Origin of the sequence: Actinokineospora auranticolor (assembly GCF_041897805.1) — a bacterium.
Lineage (GTDB): Bacteria > Actinomycetota > Actinomycetes > Mycobacteriales > Pseudonocardiaceae > Actinokineospora > Actinokineospora auranticolor.
Genome location: NZ_CP154825.1, coordinates 3,218,821 through 3,232,618 on the forward strand (window position 1 = coordinate 3,218,821; position 13,798 = coordinate 3,232,618).

Consider the following 13,798-nt stretch of genomic DNA (forward strand, 5'->3'; position numbering starts at 1 on the left):
CGGATAGATGATCTTGACGAGGTCGGCCCTCGGCCCCCGACTTCCATGCTAGTGGCGCGCACCGACAAATCGGTGGGTTGATCTTGGGGGCCTGTGGACAACTCGGGGACGCGGTGAGGCTAGGTGGCCGTGGGGAGTTCGACGCGGACCAGGGCGCCCGTCCCGTTGGGTGGGTCTTCGAACCGGACGGTGCCGCCGTGGGCGGTGATGGTGTCGGAGACGATGGCCAGGCCCAGGCCGGAGCCCGGTAGGGCTCGGGCGTGGGGTGAACGCCAGAAGCGGCCGAAGACGAGCGGCCGGTCCGTGGGCGGCACCCCTGGCCCCTCGTCCGCCACGGTGAGCCAGCCGGGGGCCGAGCGGACCGTGATGCGGGTGTCTTCGGGGGTGAACTTCACCGCGTTGTCCAGCAGGTTCAGGACCGATCGCTCCAGCGCTACCGCGTCGCCGACCACCGTCCACGGGCGTACGCGGACGTCCAGCACGCGGTCGCCCGCTCGCACCGCCGCTCGTTGGACCGCTCGGTCGATCACTTCGGCGACCGCCACGGGTTCGGCGCTGAGTTCTCGTTCGTCGCGGGCCAGGACGACCAGTTCGCTGACCAGGTCGCCGAACTCGCGGGCCTGGGCCTGGATCCGGTCCAGGACCCGGGCGCGTTGGGCCGGGACCAGTGGTCGGCCGGTGCGTTCGCTGCGGACCAGCAGGTCGATGTTCGTCCGCAGGCTGGTCAGGGGGGTGCGCAGTTCGTGGGCCGCGTCGTCGACCAGGGCTCGTTGGCGGCGGCGGGACTCGGCCAGGGCGGTGGTCATCCGGGTGAACGCGCGGCCCAGTCGACCTACCTCGTCACGGCCTGACACCGCCACCGGGGTGGTCAGGTCCTCGGTGCGCGCGATCTCCTCCGCCGCGCTCGTCAGGCGTGCCATCGGGGCCAGTGCGCCGCGGGTCAGGAGGGCTCCGGTAGCGGCGACCATGGCCGCGCCCAGTACCGAGACCACGATCAGCACGTTGCCCAGGTTGGTCAGCGTGTTTTCGATCTCGACCAGGTCGCGGCTGAGCAGCAGCACCTCGCCGTTGCCCACCGGGTGCAGCAGCACCCGCACCCGGGCCCCCGAGCGGGTCACGCCGTCGCGCAGGCGGTCGGCGCCGCCGTCGCCGTCGCCCGGTTCGGTCACCACCGCGTCGGCGCGCGATGGCGCGCAGGTGGTGCCGTCGGCTCGGAGCAACTGGATGTCGCGCATGAAGCTCTGCGGGTCGCCGCCCGCGCACAGCCGGTGGAAGTCCGGCCGCGGCGGTGGTGGCGCGGCCGGCGGGGGCAGCCGACCCAGCAGCGTGTCGTCCACCTGGGCACGCAGGTTGTGCCGGGTGGTGAGCCACACGACGACGCTGATCGCGGCGATGGCCAGCGCCATCACGCACGCCGTGCCGAGCGCGATCCGGGTGCGCAGCAGCAGCCGCCGCTCACCGGTCACGGCTGCGTGCGCAGGATGAAGCCGACACCGCGCACGGTGTGCAGCAGCCTGCTCTGCCCGCCCACCTCCGTCTTGCGCCGCAAGTAGCCGATGTAGACGTCGAGGTTGTTGGTACCGGGGTCGCGCCCCCACACCGCCCGCTGCAGGTGCGCGCGGGTCAGCACCCGGCCCGATGCCTCCAGCAGCACGGCCAGCAGGTCGAACTCCGTCGGTGTCAGGTCGATCGGCCGACCGGACCGGCTCACCTCGCGGGTGTCCAGGTCCAGCCGCAGGTCGTCGCACTCGTGCGCGCGCGGCGGCCGGGCCGGGCCGCGGTTCTGCTTGAGCAGCGCCCGCACCCTGGCCAGCAGCTCCTCCAGCGCGAACGGCTTGACCAGGTAGTCGTCGGCGCCCGCGTCCAGGCCGGTCACCCGGTCGCCCAGGCTGTCGCGGGCGGTCAGCATCAGCACCGGCATCCGCTCCCCGGCCGCGCGCAGCCGACGGCACGTCTCCAGCCCGTCCACCTCGGGCATCATCAGGTCGAGGATCGCCAGGTCCGGTCTGCGCGCGGTCAGCACCAGCCGCAGCGCCTGCGCGCCCTCGGCCGCGGTCACCACCTCGTAGCCCTCGAACTCCAGGCTGTGCCGCAGGCTCTCCCGCACGTCGGGGTCGTCGTCCACCACCAGCAACCGCATGCCATCGCCCTTCTGCGTGGCTTAACAGGCTACTGATCGACCGGCGGCGGGCGGAGGGGGTGGTTTTGCCACGGGGGACTGGGATGGGCTCTCACGAATCTCTCAGCGGGTGCCAAGGCCGTTCTCATGCGGTCCGGGCCACCGTGAGTGACGACCGGTCACGATCCGGCAGAACCAGGACGGCAGGGAGACATCGACGTGTCGGTGGCGGCGAGCCCGGGACGGCCGAGGGCGGGGACCCCGCCGGTGCTGTCCACAGTGGACATAATGGTACCGGTGCACAACGAGGAACGCGCCTTGCCCGGTTGCGTTCGGGTGCTGCACGAGTACCTCACCGAGCACTTCCCACACGACTGGACGATCGTGGTGGTCGACAACGCCAGCACCGACGGCACCCGCGCGGTCGCGGTCGACCTCGCGGTCAGCCACGACCGCGTCCGCGTGCAGCACCTCGACCGCAAGGGCCGCGGCCTGGCGCTGCGCGAGTCCTGGGGGGCGAGCAGCGCGGACGTCGTCGTGTACATGGACGTCGACCTCTCCACCGGCCTCGACGCGCTCGCCCCGCTGGTGGCGCCGCTGCTCAACGGGCACTCCGACATCGCCATCGGCTCCCGCCTCGCGGCGGGCGCGCGGACCGTGCGCGGCCCCAAGCGCGAGTTCGTCTCCCGCTGCTACAACAGGGTCGTCCGGCTCACCCACGGCGCCCGCTTCTCCGACGCCCAGTGCGGTTTCAAGGCCGCGCGCACCGCGGTGCTCCGCCCGCTGCTGGACCGGGTCCGCGACGACGGCTGGTTCTTCGACACCGAACTGCTCCTGCTGGCGCAGTACAACGGCCTGCGGGTGCACGAGGTCCCGGTGGACTGGGTCGAGGACGTGGACAGCCGGGTCGACGTGGTGGGCACGGCGCTTGCCGACCTGCGCGGCCTGGCTCGCGTGGCGCGCGCCAAGGCCACCGGCGCGGCCCGGGTCCCCGGCCTGCCCACCCGACCGGCGCCCAGCGCCGCGCACCCGGACGCGGTGCTGGGCCGCCGCACCGGCGCGCTCTCCTGGCAGCTGCTGTCGTTCGCGGCCGTCGGCGTGGTCTCCACCGTCGCGAACCTCGCGCTGTACAGCGCTTTCCGGCTCTGGTGGCCGGTGCTGGTGGCCAACCTGGTCGCGCTGGTGCTGACCACCCTGTTCAACACCGAGGCCAACCGGCGCTACACCTTCACCGGAACCGTCAAGGGCCGCGGCCACGCCCACCTCCAGGGCTTCGCGGTGTTCGGGTTGTACTACGCGTTCACCTCGGGCGCGCTGCTGGCGCTGCACCACGTCGACCCCAACCCGCCGCGGTTGCTCGAACTGGTGGTGCTGCTGGTGTCCTCGGTGCTGGGCACCGCGGGACGCTTCCTCCTGCTGCGCGGCTGGGTATTCCGCGCGCGTCAACGAAAAGGATCGACGATGAAGGACGAGTCATGACCGTCACCACCCCCACCGAGGCGCCGCAGCCGGACGAGGCCAGGCCGGTCGCCGAACCACCCGGGGAACCCCGGCGCGCCCGATGGGCGGTGTGGACGCTCGTGGCCGTATGCGCGGGCGCGGCGGTGCTGTACGCGTGGCGGATCGGCGCGGGGCAGATGGGCAACACCTACTACGCCGCCGCGGTGAAGTCGATGACCCACGGGTTCGGCAACTTCCTGTTCGGCTCCTTCGACCCGTACGGCGTCGTCACGGTGGACAAGCCGCCGATGTCGTTGTGGCCGCAGGCGATCTCGGTGCTGATCTTCGGTTTCCACGGCTGGGCGCTGCTGCTGCCGCAGGTCGTCGAAGGCGTGGCGGCGGTGTTCCTGCTGCACCGCGCGGTCCGGCTGTGGGCGGGGGAGAAGGCGGCGCTGCTGGCCGCGCTGGTACTCGCGGTCACCCCGGTCACCGTCGCGATCAACCGGGACAACAACCCGGACACCCTGCTGGTCCTGCTGCTCGTGGCCGCCGCCTACGCGTTCACCCGCGCGATCAAGTCGGCCGACAGCGGCGCCCGCACCCGCTGGTTGCTGCTGTGCTCGTCCTTGATCGGCTGCGGCTTCCTGACGAAGATGTTGCAGGCGTGGATCCTGGTGCCCGGACTGGCGGTCGCCTACCTGGTGTTCACCGCGGTCCCGTTGCGGCGCAGGCTGTTCGACCTCGCCGCGGCGGCGGTCGTGCTCGTCGCTTCGTCGTTCTGGTGGCTGGCGGCGCACGCGCTGTGGCCGGGCCGCAAGCCCTACATCGGTGGCAGCACCGACGGTTCCGCGTGGGACCTGGTGATCGGCTACAACGGACTCGGCCGGGTGTTCGGCGGCAGTGGCAACATGTCGCCGGGCGCCGGTCCACCGCCGGGGTTCGACCCGGGGAACGCGCCCGGTGGCGGCCCCGGCGGTCCGGGTGGCGGGCCGGGGTTCGGTGGGTTCGGCGAGACGCCCGGCGCGGGCCGGATGTTCAACGACTCCGTCGGCGGCCAGATCTCCTGGCTGCTGCCGCTCACGCTGGCGATCCTGGTCGGCGTGGTGATCTTCGCCGTGGCGCGGCGCACCACGGGAACCCCGGCGGAGCGCGCGTTGTGGGTGCTCTGGGGGAGTTGGCTCGTAGTCACCACGGTTGTGTTCAGCTTCGCACAAGGCATCTGGCACCCGTACTACACGACGATGCTCGCACCGCCCATAGCGGCCATCGTCGCCGTTGGCCTGCGGTGGTTGTGGCGTGTTTACCGCGACCCGGAAGGATTCGGCTGGACGCTGCTGCCGCTCGCCGTGGCCGGAACCGCGATCTGGGCCTCGGAATTGTCACTGCGCGCGAACTGGAACGGCTGGACGTCGTGGGCCGTTCTGGTGGTGGCCGCCGTCGCGGTCATCGGGTTGGTGGGCGGTCGGTTCGTGCCCGCGTTGAGCGGTCCTGGGCTCGCCGCGGGACTGCTGGCGTTGCTGCTGGTGCCGGTGGTGTGGAGTGTCGGAACGGCGGTGCAAGCGTCGGGGAACGGGGTGATGCCCGCCGCCGGACCGTCCGGTGACTTCGGTGGCTTCGGGATGCGCGGCGGTCCCGGTGGTCGCTTCCCCGGTGGAGGTGGCCCCGGCGGACAGTTCCCGCCGGGAGGCCAATTCCCCGGTGGTGGCCGGTTCCCGGGGGGCGGCATGCCCCCGGGTGGACCGGGCGGCGGTCAGGTTCCCCGCGGCCAGTTCGCGGGTGGTCGCTTCCCCGGTGCGGAGACCGGACTCACCGCCGAGCAGCGCAAGGTCCTCGACTACGCCAAGCGCAACTCCGGTGGTGCCGCGATCACACTGGCGGTCAACGGCCCGTCGATGATGGCCTCTAGTTTCATCTTCGGCAGCGACGAGGTCGTCATCGGTATGGGCGGCTTCATGGGCGCCGACAACGCCCCGTCGGTCGAGCAGTTGCGCACCTGGTCCGCCGACGGCACCCTGCGCTACGTCCTCGGTGGTGGCGGTGGTTTTCCGGGGGGCGGCCGAGGCGGACCCGGTGGTCCGGGTGGGTTCGGCGCCGCGACGGGCAGGCAGCAGTGGATCGACCAGAACTGCCGCGAGGTCCCAGCGACCGAGTACGGCGGCACGACCGCCCCGACCGAGTCCGGCGGCTTCTTCGGCGGCGCACAGGGTCTCTACGACTGCGCGCCCAGGTAGCCGGAGGGCGGGTCCCGGTCGACGCCGGGACCCGCTCAGCGGCAACTGGTGAGTCTGCGCTCCACCCGGTGCGCCGCCGCCAGCAGGTCGGGTTCACGCAGGTGGTGGGCGCGCGCGTTGGCCGAGTCCGGCCCCAGGCGGGACAGCATCTCGGTGAACCGGTCACGCAGCGAGACGCGCGTGCCCCGGTTGTCCACCGTCTGGTCCGCGTAGGTCAGCGCGTCCGAGACGGGGGAGTCCTCGTACGGGTAGGTCGCCATCTGGCGACCCAACCCGAGGAACGGCGCGGTGAAGCGGGCGCCGGAGTGGTGCGCGACGAGTGCCGCGATCCGGTCCGGCCAGCCCGCGCGGGTCAGGTACCGGGCGCCGTCGATCGGGTGGAAACCGGTCTCCACCAGGTCGGGCGCGTAGCCGATGTCGTGCAGCCACGCGGCGCTGACCAGGACGGACCGCTCCGCCCGCGACACCGTCACGGCCAGCTCGGCCGCTCGTCCCGCAACCGCCACGGTGTGCCGCCAGCGGTTCCCGAGGGAACCCAGCAGCGCCGCGGCCAGTTCCGCCGCCCGGGTGGGCCCGGCTTCGTCGTACACCGCACCAGCCTGACCGGCCCGGCCGACGCGGTGGCGCACCGGTCGTGAACGGCACCGTCCGACCGCGTGAACCCGGCCCCAACAACAGTTCTTTCCCAGTCCGCAGTGGACCTTCAGTCGAGCAGTCCCGAGATGATGTCGGCGAGCGCCTCGCGGTGCCGGTCCGCGCGGGCCACCGTGGCCCACTCGGCGGCCAGCGAGGTGATCCGGGGGAACCGCGCCGGGTCCAGCTCGGCGAACACCCGCCGCAGGTGCTTGGGCTCCCCGGCCGCGGCCTGGCGACGGGTGCGCTGGTAGCCGATGTGCAGGTCCCCGGCCGTGTAGTACCAGATGACGCGGTAGGCGTAGACGGCCCGCTCCGGGGACAGCCCGCACGCGATGGCCGCGTCGAGGATGTCCTCGACCAGCCACAGCGCGGACGGCGCCGCCAGGTCGTCGGTGGCCAGCACCTCCACCACCCACGGGAACCCGGCCAGCAGCTCGTACATCGTGGTGGCCGCGGCCAGCAACCGCGCGCGGGGCTCCGCGGGCAGCTCGGGACGGGGCAGGTCGCGGGCGTACTCCTCCAGCACCAGCATCAGCAGCTCGTCCTTGTCGCGGACGTGGTGGTAGAGCGCCATGGGCGTCGACGACAGCTCCTTGGCCAGGCGGCGCATCGAGAGCCCGTCGACGCCCTCGGCCGCCACGATCCGGGTCGCCGCCGCGGCGATGGCCTGGACCGACAGCCGCGCGGGTCGCCCGACCTTGCGCTTGCCCGCGTCCTCGCCAGCCATGGTCCCCCCTCGACCGGCCAACCCTAATCCCCTGTCGCGCGCCCCCGCCCGCGCGGACCCCCAGGACCGCGCGGGCGGGTCACGCGTCCACCGCCGTCCGAGACGCGCGCGGCAGCACGACCGCGCCGACCACCGCCGCCGCGAGCAGGCAGGCGCCCGCCAGGACCAGGCCGACGCCGTAGCCGTCGGTGGTGGCGGAGACCTCCTCCCGGCCGCCGGTCACCGCCACCTGCGCGGTCACCAGCGCGGCGAGCCCGATCGCGCCGCCGATCTGGCGGGCGCTGTTGAGCAGCGCCGACGCGGTGCCCGCCGCGTGCCGGGGCAGGCCACCGGTGGCGGCGGCGGTGAGCGGCACGAAGCACAGCCCGATGCCCAGCCCGGTGGGGACCGACGGCGCGAGCACGGCGGCGGCGACACCGCTGTCCGGGCCGATCGCCAGACCCAGCCACAGGAACCCGGCCGCGGCGAGCAGGCCACCGGCGATCAGCAGCGGCCGGACGCGCACCCGGCGCAGCAGGCGCGTCGAGGCGGCGATCCCGATCACCACGGCCAGGCACATCGGCAGGAACGCCAACCCGGCTCGCGCGCCCGGCAGGCCGAGGACCTGCTGCAGGTACAGCGACACGAAGTAGAACGCCGCGAACTGGCCCGCGCACAGCAGCAGCATGAACAGGTTCGCGCCCGACACCGAGCGGTGGGCCAGCAGTTCCAGGCGCACCAACGGCTCGGGAGCACGGCGTTCCCACCACGCGAAAGCGATGAGCAGCGCCACCGCGCCGGCCAGCGTCAGCAAGGTCGTAGTCGACGTCCACGGGTGGCCCTCGGTACGCGTCACACCCAGGATCAGCGCGCCGACACCGGCGGTGGCCAGCACTGCGCCGACCGCGTCCAACCGCCCTCGCACGCCCGCGAACGCGCCCGGGGGCACCGCGCGCACGGCCAGCGCGACCACGGCCACCGCGAACGGCACGTTGACCAGCATGACCCACCGCCAGCCCGCGTACTCGGCGAGCAGGCCGCCCGCGAGCACCCCGAGCGAGCCGCCCACCGCCGACACCGCCGCGTAGACCCCCAGCGCCCGCGCCCGCTCCGGGCCTTCCCGCTGCGTCAGCGTGAGCAGCGCCAGCGCGGCCGGTGCCATCAGCGCCGCGCCGAGTCCTTGCAGCGCGCGGGCGCCGATCAGCTGCCACGGGTCCCGCGCCAGCCCGCCGACCAGCGACGCGGCGGCGAACACGGCGGTGCCCAACACCAGCAGCCGCCGTTGCCCGAACACGTCCGCGGCACGGCCGCCGAGCAGCAGGAACCCGCCGAAGAACAGGGCGTAGGCGTTGACCACCCAGGGCAGTGCGGACGGGTCCACGCCCAGGCCCGCGCGGATGGCGGGCAGGGCCACGTTCACGATCGACATGTCCAGCGTCGCCATGAACTGCGCCAGGGCCACGGCGGCGAGCGCGCGCCCTCGATCCGGATTCCCCACGATGGCATCCCCCATGATGCTCGGCAGTTTGTATACGCGTATACAATCATGGTCGCGCGGTCGTCGTCCACCACGTCAGCCGTGCCATCTGACAGAAGCCGGCCAAACGTCAGCCCGATCGGGTGGTCGTTGCCAAGATCGCGGATCGCGGGCCGTGTTCTCCATACCCTGGAATCCCCGGCGGTTCAGGAGTGGACGGTGGAACAGGACCGAACGGTCTCGAAGTCCGTGTCGCGCAACGAGATGACCGGTGTCGTGTACGGCACGGCGATCCAGGCCGCCCATCTCACGCAAGTGGGTGGCGACCAGCACCTGTACTACGACGACGGCGTGCCCGCGCAGCGGCGCGCGGTACCGGGACGCGTCGAATCGGACTGCCCCTACCCGGGTCTGGCCGCATTCGGACCCGAACAGGCCGCGTGGTTCTTCGGGCGGGAGCGGGTGGTCGCGGACCTGGTGGCGCACCTGGACAGCAGGCAGACGGCCGGTGGCGTGCAGGTCGTGGTCGCGCCGTCGGGTGCCGGGAAGTCGTCGGTGCTGCGCGCCGGGCTGCTGCCCGCGTTCGCCCGCGGCGCGGTGCCCGGTGCCAGGCGGCCGTCCGTGGTGCTCACCCCGACCGCGGAACCCATGCGCGCGTTGGCCGCGCACATCGCCGCGTTGACCGGATCCGGCTCGCTGCCGGACAACCCGGCCGACTGGGTGTCCCTTGTGGACTCGGTCCGTCCGCTGATCGTGGTGGACCAGTTCGAGGAGCTGTTCACGCTGTGCCCGGACCTGGCGCAACGCCGGGCCTTCATCGAACTCCTGGTGCGGCTCGCCGCCGCGCCGAACCCGGCCGCGCTCGTCGTGTTCGGTGTCCGGTCGGACTTCTACTCGGCGTGCGTGGACCACCCCGAGCTGCGCGTCGCGTTGCAGGACAAGCCGCTGGTGATCGGGCCGATGGCGGAGGCCGAGCTGCGGCAGGCCATCGTGTTCCCGGCGCGCGCGGCCGGTCTGCGGGTCGAGGACGGGTTCGTCGAGGTGCTGTTGCGCGATCTCGGCGCCTCGGGTGGTGACTACGAGGCCGGTCGGCTGCCGCTGCTCGCGCACGCGCTGCGCGTTGGTTGGCAGCAACGCCACGGTCACCTCCTCACGGTCCGCGGGTACCAGGACACCGGCGGCATCCGGTACGCCTTGGCCACCTCCGCCGAGCGCGTCTACAGTGGACTCGATCCGGCCGGGCGGAACGCCGCCGCCTGGCTGTTCCCGCGCCTGGTGCGCGTCGGCGACGGCACGGAAGACATCCGGCGCAGGCTCTCCCGCGACGAACTGCTCTCGATGAGCATGGACCCGGCCCGCGTGGCCGCCGTCGCCGACGCCTTCACCCAAGCCCGGCTGCTGACCCGGCGCGCGGACACCGTCGAGATCACCCACGAGGCCCTGCTGCGGCACTGGCCCCGGCTGCGCGGCTGGCTCGACGCCGACCGCGCGGGTCGGTTGCTGCGCCAAGACCTCGAGGACGCCGCCGTCGCGTGGGTTCGCGGCGGGCGCGACGGCGCGTTGCTGTACCGGGGAAGCAGGCTGGAACAGGCGACCGGGACCCACCCCGGCGAGCTGAGCGCGACCGGGTGGGCGTTCCTCGACGCCGGGGTGCGGGCGCGGCGGCGCGCGAGCGGGCTGCGCACCGCGGTCATCGCGGTTCTGGGCGTGTTGGCGCTGGTGGCGTCCGGCGCGGCGGTGTGGGCCGCGCAGAGCAGGCAGGACGCCGTCGAACAGCGCGACCTCGCCGTCTACCGGCGCGTGGTGTCGGAGGCGGACCGGCTGCGGCCGGTCGACCCGTCGCTCTCGGCTCAGCTTTCCCTGGTGGCGCACCGGATGCGCCCGAGTCAGGACACGTACTCGCGGCTGGTGGTCGCGGGCAACGGGCCGTTGTCCACACCGCTGACCGGCCACACGGATGGCGTTTGGGGGCTGGCCTTCAGCCCCGACGGCCGCACCCTCGCCTCTTCGGGGGCGGACCAGACGGTCCGGCTCTGGGCCGTCGGTGATCCACGGCGCCCGGTCGCGCTCGGCGGCCCGCTGATCGGGCCGGAGGGGCAACTCGGGTCCGTGGCGTTCAGCCCCGACGGCCGGGTGCTCGCGGCCGGGAGCTCGGACGGCAAGGTCTGGTTGTGGGACGTGTCGAATCCGGCCCACCCGGCCCGCCTCGGCGCACCGCTGGCGGTGGCCACCAGGGGAGCGGTGCCGGTCGCGTTCAAACCGGACGCGCCCGTGCTGGCGACCGGCGGCGCGGACCACCGCGTGTTGCTGTGGGACGTCGCCGACCCGGCGCACCCCCGGCCCGCGGGTCCGCCGATCGCGGCGCACGACGGGCCGGTCGGCGCGCTGGCGTTCGGCCTCGGCGGACAGGCGCTGGTCACCGGCGGCGACGACGGCGCGATCCGGCTCTGGCGCGTCGCCGACCCGGCGGCACCCGCGCCGCTGGGCGGGGTGGTGATCGACAAGAACGTCCGGGTGACCTCGGTGGCGTTCAGCCCGGACGGGCGCCTGGTCGCCACGAACGGCGACACCAAGCTGCGCATGGTCGACGTCACCGACCCGACCGCGCCGCGACCGCTCGCGGAATCGCCGCCGCGCCACACCAACGCGGTCAACGGCGTCGCCTTCAGCCCGGACGGCGCGACGGTCGCCACCGCCAGCACCGACCAGTCCGCTCGGCTGTGGAACGTCGCGGACCCGGATCCACCTGTCGCGGTGGGGGAACCGTTGACCGGACACACCCGCGCGGTGCACACCGTCGCGTTCGGACCGGGCGGGCACACGCTCGCCACGGCGGGTGCGGACCGGGTCGTGCGGTTGTGGGACCTGCCGCCCAGTTCCCTGGACGCGGGTCTGGGCGTGGTCGCGTCGACAGCCGTCAGCCCGGCGACGGGGATGCTGGCCACGGGTGGCGTGGGCGGTGGGGTGCGGCAGTGGTCGATGACGGAACCCGCCCAGGTCCGGCAGGCGGGGCCACCGCTGAAGGGGCACACGGAGATCGTGTACGCGCTCGCCTACCGGCCGGACGGTCGGGTTCTGGCGTCCGGCAGTCAAGACCACTCGATCCGGCTGTGGGACGTCTCCGATCCCGTGCACCCCAGGCAGTTGGGGGAGCCGGTCGTGGGGAGCGAGACGGTTTACACCTTGGCGTTCAGCCCGGACGGGCGCACGTTGGCCTCGGGGGCGGGCGACGACAGCGTCGCGGTGTGGGATGTGGCAGATCCGTTGCACCCCAAGGTTCTCCGGTCGATCACGGAGCACAGCAGTCCGGTGTACACGGTCGCGTTCAGCCCCGACGGGCGCACGCTGGTGTCCAGCAGCTTCGACAAGTCCGTGCGGCTGTGGGACGTGTCCGACCCGGCGCGGCCGACGGCGCTGGGGGAGCCGTTGGTGTACGACTCGCCGGTGTACGCGGTCCGGTTCAGCCCGGACGGTCGGATCCTGGCGACCGGCGACTACTCGACCGTGCGGCTGTGGGACGTCACGGACCGCGCGCGTCCCGTGCGGCTGCCCGAACCGCAGGCGGGGCACACCGACACGATCTTCACCATGGCCTTCAGCCCGGACGGCCGCACGTTGGCCACGGGCGGTTTCGACCAGGCGGTGCGGTTGTGGGACGTCTCCGACCCGCGCGCGCCGGTGTTGTCGGAGGAGTCGCTCGGCGGCTACGGCGCGGGCGTGCTGTCGGTGTCGTTCAGCGCGGACGGGCGGACGCTGGCGACGGGGAGCATGGACCGGACCCTGCGGCTGTGGAACCTCGACGTGGTGGGCGATGCCCGTCGGGTCTGTGACACCACCCGCGGCACTCTGACCCCGGACAGCTGGCGCGCGCACGTCGGCGAGGACGTGCCGTACGCGCCGCCCTGTCCGTGACGGTACCGAACGGTACCGTTGTGGGTGCTATCCTCGTCCGATGCCGACCCATGCCCGCGAGCGCCTCCTGCGCGCGGCGCAGGAACTGTTCTACGCGGAGGGCATCCGAGCCGTCGGCGTCGAGCGGCTGTTGACGGTGTCGGGTGTCGGCCGGGCGTCGTTCTACCGGCACTTCGCCAGCAAGGACGACCTGGTCGTCCTCACGATCCGAACCTTCAGCGACACCTGGCTCGCCTGGCTGTCCGACGCCGTGGCAACCCGCGGCGGTCCCCGCTGACCGTGTTAGACGCCCTGGCGGAGCGCTTCGTGGCCGATGACTACCGGGGGTGTGCCGCCATTCACACGATGGTGGAGTCGGCGGATCCGGAGAGTCCGGCTCATCAGGTCGCGGCCAGGCACGAACTGGCCACGATCGCGTACCTCCGTGACCTGCTGGTGGCGGCTGGGTACAACGATGCTGATGGCCTTGCTGAGACCCTCAACCTGTTGGCGGATGGAGCGATCATTACCGCTATCCGGCTGCGGAATGCTCGTCCTGCTGAAATGGCCAAGGGCATCGCTGCCGACCTGTTGGCCCGGGACAAGGCGGGTGCTGCTTCCGCCGGGCAGTGAGTTGTCCACAGGCTCGCTGTTGATCTTCCGGTTCTGTCGGTCCTTGACCTCAAGGAGTCGATGCGCCAGGCATGAGATGATCTCGGGGATGAGTGATCAGAGATCATGCTGTGGCGTGTGGTGTTGAGTTCCGAGGAGCGGGAAACGATTTCGCGGGAGTTGAGAGCGAGGCGGTCTTTCAGGTTTATCGGGCGGGCGCTGGTGCGGCGTCATTCGGTGATCGCTCGGGAGGTAGCCCGTACTGGTGGGTGGCTGGCTTATCGAGCGGTGAAGTCGGGGAAACGCGCTGCGGCGATGCGTGCCCGACCGTAGTCGCGCAAGTTGGAACGCGCGGGCGGGTTGCGGGCCATGACGCACAAGGCTTTGCGATCCGGGTCGCGCGAAACGTGTGTCACCGTGACGGAAGCAGCCTCGACATGACCTGATCGTGGGCATGGTCAACATCGGCGAACGCCCGAAAGAGGACGAGGACCGGGCCGTGCCCGACTTCCGGGAAGGCGATCCAATCCTCGGGTCCGCGTGCAAGTCTCAGATCCCGACCCTGGTGGAACGCCAGACCCGGTTCGTGATGCCACCGGCGAACAAGATGACAACAACGAACTTCTGGTCAAACACCGTGTCGCAATGACCCCTTGAGGTCAAGGGCCCCTACGAGCCTGCGGTGG

General features: G+C 72.3%; 11 protein-coding genes and 1 pseudogene. 7 read left to right on the top strand and 5 right to left on the bottom strand.

Annotated elements, in window-relative coordinates:
• Nucleotides 1–119 precede the first annotated feature (119 nt).
• Together V5P93_RS14680 and V5P93_RS14685 are read right to left on the bottom strand one after the other, a co-directional pair.
• Nucleotides 120–1,466 carry a HAMP domain-containing sensor histidine kinase gene (locus V5P93_RS14680; protein ID WP_104476034.1) on the bottom strand — a complete coding sequence of 449 codons (1,347 nt, stop codon included), beginning with the start codon at nt 1,464–1,466 and terminating at the stop codon, nt 120–122.
• The gene (locus V5P93_RS14685) at nt 1,463–2,140 is read right to left on the bottom strand and encodes a response regulator transcription factor (protein WP_104476036.1); all 678 of its coding nucleotides are present in this window, start codon (nt 2,138–2,140) and stop codon (nt 1,463–1,465) included. The genes V5P93_RS14680 and V5P93_RS14685 overlap by 4 nt, the downstream gene beginning before the upstream one ends.
• A gap of 267 nt (nt 2,141–2,407) precedes the next feature.
• Between V5P93_RS14685 and V5P93_RS14690 the strand changes: the two genes are divergently transcribed.
• Together V5P93_RS14690 and V5P93_RS14695 are read left to right on the top strand one after the other, a co-directional pair.
• Entirely contained in the window at nt 2,408–3,598 is a 1,191-nt protein-coding gene (locus V5P93_RS14690; protein ID WP_104476038.1) for a bifunctional glycosyltransferase family 2/GtrA family protein, read from the top strand.
• Nucleotides 3,595–5,790: a glycosyltransferase family 39 protein gene (locus tag V5P93_RS14695; protein ID WP_104476039.1), complete on the top strand. Its 2,196-nt coding sequence runs from the start codon at nt 3,595–3,597 to the stop codon at nt 5,788–5,790. Before V5P93_RS14690 ends, V5P93_RS14695 begins: the two co-directional genes overlap by 4 nt.
• A 35-nt stretch (nt 5,791–5,825) precedes the next feature.
• Here V5P93_RS14695 and V5P93_RS14700 read toward each other — a convergent pair whose 3' ends face one another.
• The 3 genes from V5P93_RS14700 to V5P93_RS14710 all read right to left on the bottom strand — a co-directional run bounded on the left by V5P93_RS14700 (nt 5,826) and on the right by V5P93_RS14710 (nt 8,630).
• On the bottom strand, nt 5,826–6,380 hold the full coding sequence (locus V5P93_RS14700) for an HD domain-containing protein (RefSeq protein WP_104476041.1): 555 nt from the start codon (nt 6,378–6,380) through the stop codon (nt 5,826–5,828).
• A 113-nt stretch (nt 6,381–6,493) separates the two neighbouring features.
• Nucleotides 6,494–7,153, bottom strand: a complete 660-nt coding sequence (locus V5P93_RS14705; protein ID WP_104476043.1) for a TetR/AcrR family transcriptional regulator — start codon at nt 7,151–7,153, stop codon at nt 6,494–6,496.
• Nucleotides 7,154–7,232: 79 nt separating this feature from the next.
• Entirely contained in the window at nt 7,233–8,630 is a 1,398-nt protein-coding gene (locus tag V5P93_RS14710; protein ID WP_245930925.1) for a DHA2 family efflux MFS transporter permease subunit, read from the bottom strand.
• Nucleotides 8,631–8,828: 198 nt separating this feature from the next.
• Here V5P93_RS14710 and V5P93_RS14715 point away from each other — a divergent pair, with 198 nt between their 5' ends.
• The 5 genes and pseudogenes from V5P93_RS14715 to V5P93_RS14735 form a co-directional block, all read left to right on the top strand.
• Nucleotides 8,829–12,521, top strand: a complete 3,693-nt coding sequence (locus V5P93_RS14715; RefSeq protein WP_104476046.1) for a hypothetical protein — start codon at nt 8,829–8,831, stop codon at nt 12,519–12,521.
• 40 nt (nt 12,522–12,561) lie between these two features.
• Nucleotides 12,562–12,798 carry a TetR/AcrR family transcriptional regulator gene (locus V5P93_RS14720; RefSeq protein ID WP_245930927.1) on the top strand — a complete coding sequence of 79 codons (237 nt, stop codon included), beginning with the start codon at nt 12,562–12,564 and terminating at the stop codon, nt 12,796–12,798.
• A 29-nt stretch (nt 12,799–12,827) separates the two neighbouring features.
• On the top strand, nt 12,828–13,133 hold the full coding sequence (locus V5P93_RS14725) for a hypothetical protein (RefSeq protein WP_245930930.1): 306 nt from the start codon (nt 12,828–12,830) through the stop codon (nt 13,131–13,133).
• A 105-nt stretch (nt 13,134–13,238) separates the two neighbouring features.
• A complete protein-coding gene (locus V5P93_RS14730) occupies nt 13,239–13,445 on the top strand; it encodes a helix-turn-helix domain-containing protein (RefSeq protein WP_146107878.1) in 207 nt (68 codons plus the stop codon).
• 121 nt (nt 13,446–13,566) lie between these two features.
• Nucleotides 13,567–13,704, top strand: a pseudogene (locus V5P93_RS14735) (IS30 family transposase); the annotation flags it as partial.
• Nucleotides 13,705–13,798 lie beyond the last annotated feature (94 nt).

Coding starts and splice junctions, on each gene's coding strand:
- V5P93_RS14720 (WP_245930927.1), top strand. CDS start 12,562: ATGCCGACCCATGCCCGCGAGCGCCTCCTGCGCGCGGCGCAGGAACTG.
- V5P93_RS14695 (WP_104476039.1), top strand. CDS start 3,595: ATGACCGTCACCACCCCCACCGAGGCGCCGCAGCCGGACGAGGCCAGG.
- V5P93_RS14730 (WP_146107878.1), top strand. CDS start 13,239: ATGCTGTGGCGTGTGGTGTTGAGTTCCGAGGAGCGGGAAACGATTTCG.
- V5P93_RS14690 (WP_104476038.1), top strand. CDS start 2,408: ATGGTACCGGTGCACAACGAGGAACGCGCCTTGCCCGGTTGCGTTCGG.
- V5P93_RS14685 (WP_104476036.1), bottom strand. CDS start 2,140: ATGCGGTTGCTGGTGGTGGACGACGACCCCGACGTGCGGGAGAGCCTG.
- V5P93_RS14705 (WP_104476043.1), bottom strand. CDS start 7,153: ATGGCTGGCGAGGACGCGGGCAAGCGCAAGGTCGGGCGACCCGCGCGG.